At 66.6% G+C, this 1,013-nt stretch carries 1 protein-coding gene; it reads left to right on the top strand.

Annotated elements, in window-relative coordinates; all coding sequences use genetic code 11:
* Window positions 1-48 precede the first annotated feature (48 nt).
* The coding region (locus tag A5736_RS01790; protein ID WP_076244204.1) for a glycosyltransferase at window positions 49-1,013 on the top strand (965 nt) is incomplete at its 3' end.

Below are 1,013 nucleotides of genomic sequence, written 5' to 3' on the forward strand. Positions count from 1 at the left end.
CCGGACGCTGCCCGCGCGCACGACGACTGAAAGGCGGAAACCTCCGCGATGAGATTTGTGCTGGCCATCTATGGAACTCGCGGCGACGCGGAGCCCGGCGTTGCTGTCGGCCGTGAACTGCTGCGCCGCGGGCACGACGTACACGTGGCCGTCGCGCCCGACCTGGTTGAATTCGTCGAGTCGGCCGGGCTCAGGGCGACCGAGTTTGGGCCGGACGCGCGACTGTGGCAGGACGTGCACCGCGACCTTTTGACCCGTTTGTTCCGGAGCTTTTGGAAGGTCCGGGAACTGACCGCGTTGGTGCGCGAAGATCAGCGGCTGTTCAACCAGCTCTGGGAGGAGATCGGCAAGACGCTGATGTCGCTGGCCGAGGGGGCCGACCTGGTGCTCACCAGCGCCATCGGCGAACAGTCCGCGGCCAACATCGCGGAGTACTACGGCATTCCGCTGGCCACCCTGCATCTCGCCCCGGTGCGGGTCAACGGACAGGTCCTGCCATTCCTGTCACCGTCGCTGGGCCGTTACGCGGTGCGGCTGTACGAGTGGGTGAGTTGGCGCGGGGTGAAGAACTTCGATGACGTGCAGCGCCGCGAACTGGGCCTGCCGAAGGCGAGGCGCTCTGCGGCGCGACGCATCACCGAGCGCGGATCACTGGAAATTCAAGCCTACGAAGAAGTTTGCTTCCCGGGGCTGGCCGCCGAATGGGCGAACTGCAACGGCCAACGACCGTTCGTCGGCGCGCTGACGATGGAGTTGGCCACGGACGCCGACGAGGAGGTCGCGTCGTGGATCGCCGCGGGAACACCGCCGATTTTCTTCGGCTTCGGCAGCACGCCGGTCAAGTCTCCCGCCGACACCGTCGCCATGATCGGCGCGGCCTGCGCGCAACTGGGCGAACGGGCGCTGATCAGCTCCGGCTGGAGTGACTTCGGCAATGTCCCCCATTCCGACCACGTCAAGGTGGTGGAAGCGGTGAATTATGCTGCGGTCTTCCCGGCCTGCCGCGCGGTCGT

It is taken from the genome of Mycobacterium sp. SP-6446, assembly GCF_001954045.1.
Classification (GTDB): Bacteria; Actinomycetota; Actinomycetes; order Mycobacteriales; family Mycobacteriaceae; genus Mycobacterium.